This window comes from Streptococcus sp. A69, from assembly GCF_058556195.1.
On the sequence record NZ_JBZUJU010000007.1, the window covers coordinates 39,337 to 45,894 of the forward strand.

A 6,558-nucleotide genomic window follows, 5' to 3' on the forward strand; every position below is an offset into this window, starting at 1 on the left:
TTCTATCCTTTTAACATCATATAACGTTGGTAACGGTAACGTAGAAATAACCAGCGAAAACCATTATCCAAGAGAGTCCCTGCCCAAATACCAGGCAAACCCCAACCAAGAACAAGCCCCATAAGATAGGCTGTGCCAATGCGGATACACCACATCCCAATACTTGTTGCATAAAAGGGGAGGCGAGCATTTCCCAAGCCCTGCCAAACTGCCGTATAAATAACTGTCCCTGTCGCCATGGGAGTCCCTAGTAGTGAGAACAGTGCCACCAAAACGCTAGCTTCAACCGCTACAGGATCAGTCGTATAGAGATGAGTCAGTGGTATCCCTAAGGCATAGATACTAAGTGTCAAGGGCAACATGAGGAGCAGAGAAAGCCAAAAGGTTTGTTTGCTCAAATTATCTACTCTTTCCCAATTATCCTCTCCAACTGCTCGAGCCACCAGCATGACCGTTGCCGTAGCGACGCCAAAGGCAGGCATATAATTAAACTGGGTCAAGACTTCTCCAACTGCATTTCCCGCCACTGCCTCCGTCCCAAAAGAAACGACCAAGGCAATGATCACTACATCTCCAGCCCTCATCATGAGGCGCTCTCCAGCTGCTGGCAAAGCCAAGATCAGTAAGTCTTTATCCAGTCCAAAAGTCGGTTTCGTATAAGGCAGTTTTAATTGCGACCACAAAATCACAAGACCGACTAAGCGAGACAAGATAGTCCCCCAAGCAACACCCGCTATCCCCATATCAAGAACAAAAATAGCTAGACTGGAAAAGAGAATATTCAAGGCATTGGATAAAAGACTAACATAGAGGGGGAGACGCGGATTATGCGTTGCACGAATCAAGGCACCCAAACTGGTCATCAAGCCCAAAAGAACAATCGAACCACCCACTAAAGAAAGATAGAGACCTCCACTTTCGGCCACAGCCTGCTCAGTTCCCAAAAGTCCTATCATCTCTTGCCCAGCAAAGATGGATAAAGTGCCTAAAAGTCCACTCAGCAATAGGGTTATCTTGAGAGCCTCTGTCACGTGATAAGCCAACTTGGACTGATCTTTCTGCCCCAAACTTTTTGAAATAACACTGGAGATAGCAGCTCCTAGAGCGATAAAAATCGCCTGGTAAATGGTGATAATATTGCCAGCAACTGAAACACCTGAAATGGCGATTAAGCCCAAGTGAGCGACCAAGTAACTGTCCACCATTCCCATGAGCATCTGCAAAAAGTTTTCACCCATAGCTGGCAATGCAATATTAAGAATGTCTTTATTTTTCTTAAACAATCTCTCCTCCTGATGAAAAGAAACTCAGTTGGTTTCCCAACCGAGTTTACGCCCTCTGTCTTAAAGTCCTAGATAAGCCTCAACCGCTGCTTGCATATCAGCAGCTGCCACTGTTGTTTTATGACGAACTGGAGCTGTTTCAAGGCCATCAACCGCTGGTGGCACTGCCACTCCTGAAATGTCATGTAATTGAGCCAAGGCTTCAAAGTCAGTTAAGCCTACTTTCCCTGTTACAGCTTCTACTGCAACCACTGGGAACTTGTAAGGACTAGCTGTTGAAGCAATCACTGTCTTAGTCGCATCGCCAGTAGCCGCTTGGTATTTTCTATAAACTGCTGAGGCAACCGCCGTATGTGGATCCTCGATATAAGCATCTGTATCATAAACACGTTTAATTTCTGTCGCAGTTTCTTCCTCAGTCGCATATTCAGCTACAAAGAGATCCAGAATCGCTGCATCAAAGTCTGTCAACTCACATTGTCCTTGTGTACTCAAGGCATTCATGAGTTCAGCAGTCTTAACCGCATCATTCCCCAAAAGATGGAAAATCAAACGCTCCAAGTTTGAAGATACTAAGATATCCATAGATGGACTAGTTGTTACTTTAAACTCACGTTTCTTATCGTAAACACGTGTTTTAAAGAAGTCAGTTAAAACATTATTGTCATTTGAAGCACAGATTAATTTGCCAACTGGCAGGCCGATTTGTTTAGCATAAAAGGCAGCCAAGATATTTCCAAAGTTTCCTGTTGGTACTGTGAAGTTGATCTTTTCACCAGTCACAATCTCACCAGACTTGACCAACTGAGCGTAGGCATAAACATAATAAACAATCTGTGGTACCAAACGACCGATATTCATAGAGTTAGCTGATGAAAATTGCAGTTTATTTGCAGCCAACTTTTCACGAAGAGCTACATCGTTAAATATATGCTTCACATTTGTTTGCGCATCATCAAAGTTACCATCAATAGCAATAACATGAGTATTGTCGCCAGTCTGAGTAGTCATTTGCAACTCTTGTACCTTGCTGACACCATCCTTTGGATAAAAGACGATAATCTCAGTTCCAGGCACATCGGCAAACCCCGCCATAGCAGCTTTCCCAGTATCACCAGATGTCGCTGTCAAAATGACAATCTTGTTCTCCAAACCATGCTTTTTAGCGGCTGTCGTCATAAAGTATGGCAAGATAGACAAGGCCATATCCTTAAAGGCAATGGTTGAACCATGGAACAATTCCAAGTTGTATTGCCCATCCAGTTTCACCAATGGCGCAATAGCTGGAGTATCAAACTTGCTATCGTAGGCATTGTTGATACAGTAGTCCAACTCCTCAGCCGTAAAGTCATCTAAAAATGCTGATAAAACTAATTTAGCCACTTCTTGGTAAGAAGCATCTTTTAATGTGTCAAAGTCCAAATCCACCTTTGGATAAGTAAGTGGTGTAAACAGACCACCATCCGTCGCCAAACCTTGCAAAATAGCTTGGCTGGCAGTTACTGTATTATTGGCATCACGCGTTGATTGATAAACTAATGTCATAATCTCTATCCTTTATCTATAGTCCATTCCATTATATCATGATTTTTCAGAAAATTCTCCCTTTATAAGAGAAATTATAGCCCCAAGTCTTCTTTCAAAGGCTGTAAGTAGGTCATTTCTTGTTTATTTCTCATCTCCAGTCCTTCCTCAGCTAGGGTGAGTAAGTCTTTAGAAAACTCGAGAACCGCAGCTTCTTCTTCATCTGTGAGTTGTTTCTTCGAAAACTGTCGTCTTAAAAGCTTATAATCACGACCAGCTGTGGTAAAAAAAGGAGCAGTTCGCAAGTAAGTTTCAAGCTTGTCTAAATGAACCAACAAGCCCAAGTGAAAGGCGGCAGAAGCAAAAGTCCTATCAAGAGGTTGCGTACACACACTGCGAAACTCAACTGTTCCTCGAGTCGTTAAGTCTTGGTACTGGTAACTACGATGAGTTTGGAAATCTTCCTCCTGAGGATGAATTAACACCTCATCCCCATTAAGGGTAAATGCTTGGATTTCAGGTGTAGCCAAATAGTCCCTAGCCTGAATCGGATAAAAATAATAGGTCTGCCCATCACGCTCCGCAGTAAAAATCGCAGAATGATTTAGATAGTCAAAAAAATCATCCTCATCTTTAAATAGTCTAGTATTGACACCTACATTCTCTGGATAGATACCATGCATGGATTCTTCCCAAAAAATATCTCTCGAAATTTTGGTATCCCAATCTGCTCCTGAAAACTCAGAATTTGCAAACAAATAAGCTTTAGCAGCTTCAATTTGCGTAAAAGCATTGATAACACGCAGGTAGTTGGAACTTGAAACGTCTAGTTGAACCTGACTTCCACAGATAAAGGCACCATACTCAGGGAAATGATGTAAATCTAATTTAGTTACATTTCTACTCAAATTCAGATAATCCATCAACATCTGATAGCGGGGATAAGCCACTGGACAATTCTCATTTTTATCCCAGTTAGGATGAATGCCGCAGCCAACAATAGCATGATTAGCTTCACCCAACTTATTCTGAATCGTAGCCATATAGAAGTTAAAGCGTTCTTCCACCTCTTGGATAGATTCGGCCTTTCCGAATGCAAACTCAATCGTCGTATAAGCAACCTCAAACAAGATCGTATCTTGGCTGACTGGATCAAGTAACTGAATTGGATTCCCAAAATCATCCACTTTTTCGATAGTAAAGCCCAGTACTGATGGTAAATACCGAAAGAGATCCTTACCAACTTCACCATCTGTAGCTTTACCCTCTAAATTTACAATAGGATATTCTAACTCAATCCCAATAAATAAATTTGGGTTCTCTTTTATATTCTTTAAGTAACGTTTCTTTAGTAATTCAACAGACCGAGACATTAATCACCAAACTCTTTCATAATCAAAATAAATTGTGAATAAGTAATATTATACCAAAAATCTAAGCAAAAAAGATTAGAATGGCACTCAAAAATAAGGCTCTATAATATTTGTAGTGGGTAAATCCCCTATAGATATTATGGAGCCTATTTTTGTGTGATAAATTGTAAAATATAGTGCAACAAAAAACTCATAGCGTTTCATTGGTGTAAACTGTAAGTAACCACACAAACTATCATCCGAAATTACTTTCTTCGCTACGATAGAAACGTTCGCTGTCAGGTGAAAATCATTACGATGGATATGTTTAGTCCTTACTATGACTTAGCTAAACAGCTTCGCTTTCGAATTTCTAGGCTCAGGCACATTGAGGAGAATCTAAAGCAGGTTCATCCTCTTTTTCAGACTGTCTTTAAAACCTTCCTCAAGGACAAAGAGAAAATCGTCAACGCTCTTCAGTTACCCTATTCTAATGCAAAATTAGAAGCGACTAATAATCTCATCAAACTTATCAAGCGAAATGCCATTAGTTTTAGAACTTTGAAAAGTTCAAAAACGGATTTTCATCGCTCTCAACATCAAAAAAGAAAGGACGAAATTCGTCCTTTCTCGACTTAGCTGACTTCAACCCACTACAGTTGACAAAGAGCCGTAATTTTTAGTAACTCAAGCAAATACAGATAATCAGATAAAAGAAAAGACAAGGCCTAGAAACCTTGTCTTTAATACTATACCGGCGGCCGGGGTCGAACCGGCACGTCCTTGCGGACACTGGATTTTGAGTCCAGCGCGTCTGCCAATTCCGCCACGCCGGCAAATAGTAACTGGGGTAGCTGGATTCGAACCAACGCATGAGGGAGTCAAAGTCCCTTGCCTTACCGCTTGGCTATACCCCAATAATATAAAATAGGCGAGTGATGGGGATCGAACCCACGCATGCCAGAGCCACAATCTGGTGTGTTAACCACTTCACCACACCCGCCATAATTTTATTAACACGGGCAGTAGGAATTGAACCCACACTGAAGGTTTTGGAGACCTTAGTTCTACCTTTAAACTATGCCCGTAACTAAAAGCAATGGAAGGGGAGGGATTCGAACCCCCGAACCCGAAGGAGCGGATTTACAGTCCGCCGCGTTTAGCCTCTTCGCTACCCTTCCAAGTTATAAATAAAATATGGCGCGAGACGGAATCGAACCGCCGACACATGGAGCTTCAATCCATTGCTCTACCAACTGAGCTACCGAGCCAAATTGCGGGAGCAGGATTTGAACCTACGACCTTCGGGTTATGAGCCCGACGAGCTACCGAGCTGCTCCATCCCGCGTTAATATAAAAGGAGGATGTGGGATTCGAACCCACGCACGCTTTTACACGCCTGACGGTTTTCAAGACCGTTCCCTTCAGCCGGACTTGGGTAATCCTCCATTATTTACAATGGACCTTGTAGGACTTGAACCTACGACCACTCGGTTATGAGCCGAGAGCTCTAACCAGCTGAGCTAAAGGTCCAACAAGATCAATATAGCGGCGAAGGGGATCGAACCCCCGACCTCCCGGGTATGAACCGGACGCTCTAGCCAGCTGAGCTACACCGCCATGAATCGGGAAGACAGGATTCGAACCTGCGACACCTTGGTCCCAAACCAAGTACTCTACCAAGCTGAGCTACTTCCCGCGTTAAATAAAAAAATGCACCCTAGAGGAGTCGAACCTCTAACCGCCTGATTCGTAGTCAGGTACTCTATCCAGTTGAGCTAAGGGTGCTCATCATTATATGCCGAGGACCGGAATCGAACCGGTACGATCGTTACCAATCGCAGGATTTTAAGTCCTGTGCGTCTGCCAGTTCCGCCACCCCGGCCTCTCTAAGCGAACGACGGGATTCGAACCCGCGACCCCCACCTTGGCAAGGTGGTGTTCTACCACTGAACTACGTTCGCATCGACCTCTTATTCTATATAAAAAAATGCCGGCTACATGACTTGAACACGCGACCCTCTGATTACAAATCAGATGCTCTACCAACTGAGCTAAGCCGGCTACTTTCTATTATGCGGGTTAAGGGACTTGAACCCCCACGCCGTTAAGCGCCAGATCCTAAATCTGGTGCGTCTGCCAATTCCGCCAAACCCGCAAATATGACCCGTACTGGGCTCGAACCAGTGACCCATTGATTAAAAGTCAATTGCTCTACCAACTGAGCTAACGAGTCTAAAATAACTTCCGTTACCTTAAACGGTCCCGACGGGAATCGAACCCGCGATCTTCGCCGTGACAGGGCGACGTGATAACCGCTACACTACGGGACCTATATGGGAGTTAACGGGATCGAACCGCTGACCCTCTGCTTGTAAGGCAGATGCTCTCCCAGCTGA

General features: G+C 43.5%; 3 protein-coding genes, 18 tRNA genes and 1 pseudogene. 1 reads left to right on the forward strand and 21 read right to left on the reverse strand.

Translation table 11 applies throughout. The features are described from left to right. Positions 1-2: 2 nt before the first annotated feature. From AC4ME5_RS09300 to AC4ME5_RS09310, 3 genes are all read right to left on the reverse strand, one after another. Entirely contained in the window at positions 3-1,283 is a 1,281-nt protein-coding gene (locus AC4ME5_RS09300) for an MATE family efflux transporter (protein WP_491800573.1), read from the reverse strand. A 60-nt stretch (positions 1,284-1,343) separates the two neighbouring features. Then, positions 1,344-2,828: a threonine synthase gene (gene thrC, locus AC4ME5_RS09305; RefSeq protein WP_491800574.1), complete on the reverse strand. Its 1,485-nt coding sequence runs from the start codon at positions 2,826-2,828 to the stop codon at positions 1,344-1,346. 74 nt (positions 2,829-2,902) lie between these two features. Next, on the reverse strand, positions 2,903-4,180 hold the full coding sequence (locus AC4ME5_RS09310) for a glutamate-cysteine ligase family protein (RefSeq protein ID WP_491800575.1): 1,278 nt from the start codon (positions 4,178-4,180) through the stop codon (positions 2,903-2,905). A gap of 225 nt (positions 4,181-4,405) precedes the next feature. Between AC4ME5_RS09310 and AC4ME5_RS09315 the strand changes: the two are divergent. Next, positions 4,406-4,802: pseudogene (locus AC4ME5_RS09315) on the forward strand (transposase); the annotation flags it as partial. Positions 4,803-4,911: 109 nt separating this feature from the next. Here AC4ME5_RS09315 and AC4ME5_RS09320 read toward each other — a convergent pair. The 18 genes from AC4ME5_RS09320 to AC4ME5_RS09405 form a co-directional block, all read right to left on the reverse strand. Beyond that, positions 4,912-4,995: transfer RNA gene (locus AC4ME5_RS09320), tRNA-Leu, on the reverse strand. A 9-nt stretch (positions 4,996-5,004) separates the two neighbouring features. Then, a tRNA-Gln gene (locus tag AC4ME5_RS09325) sits at positions 5,005-5,076 on the reverse strand. A gap of 13 nt (positions 5,077-5,089) precedes the next feature. After that, positions 5,090-5,162, reverse strand: a tRNA-His gene (locus tag AC4ME5_RS09330). 14 nt (positions 5,163-5,176) lie between these two features. After that, positions 5,177-5,247, reverse strand: a tRNA-Trp gene (locus AC4ME5_RS09335). A 12-nt stretch (positions 5,248-5,259) separates the two neighbouring features. Next, a tRNA-Tyr gene (locus AC4ME5_RS09340) sits at positions 5,260-5,340 on the reverse strand. 17 nt (positions 5,341-5,357) lie between these two features. Next, positions 5,358-5,430: transfer RNA gene (locus tag AC4ME5_RS09345), tRNA-Phe, on the reverse strand. Positions 5,431-5,433: 3 nt separating this feature from the next. Then, positions 5,434-5,507, reverse strand: a tRNA-Met gene (locus AC4ME5_RS09350). A 10-nt stretch (positions 5,508-5,517) separates the two neighbouring features. Beyond that, positions 5,518-5,607 (reverse strand) — tRNA-Ser (locus AC4ME5_RS09355). A gap of 11 nt (positions 5,608-5,618) precedes the next feature. After that, positions 5,619-5,692 (reverse strand) — tRNA-Ile (locus AC4ME5_RS09360). A gap of 13 nt (positions 5,693-5,705) precedes the next feature. After that, positions 5,706-5,779 (reverse strand) — tRNA-Met (locus AC4ME5_RS09365). 5 nt (positions 5,780-5,784) lie between these two features. Further along, a tRNA-Pro gene (locus tag AC4ME5_RS09370) sits at positions 5,785-5,858 on the reverse strand. 15 nt (positions 5,859-5,873) lie between these two features. Further along, a tRNA-Arg gene (locus tag AC4ME5_RS09375) sits at positions 5,874-5,947 on the reverse strand. 11 nt (positions 5,948-5,958) lie between these two features. Next, a tRNA-Leu gene (locus AC4ME5_RS09380) sits at positions 5,959-6,044 on the reverse strand. A 7-nt stretch (positions 6,045-6,051) separates the two neighbouring features. Continuing rightward, positions 6,052-6,123 (reverse strand) — tRNA-Gly (locus AC4ME5_RS09385). 27 nt (positions 6,124-6,150) lie between these two features. Next, positions 6,151-6,223: transfer RNA gene (locus AC4ME5_RS09390), tRNA-Thr, on the reverse strand. 12 nt (positions 6,224-6,235) lie between these two features. Continuing rightward, positions 6,236-6,317 (reverse strand) — tRNA-Leu (locus tag AC4ME5_RS09395). A gap of 5 nt (positions 6,318-6,322) precedes the next feature. Further along, positions 6,323-6,395 (reverse strand) — tRNA-Lys (locus tag AC4ME5_RS09400). Positions 6,396-6,419: 24 nt separating this feature from the next. Further along, positions 6,420-6,492 (reverse strand) — tRNA-Asp (locus AC4ME5_RS09405). Positions 6,493-6,558: the final 66 nt, after the last annotated feature.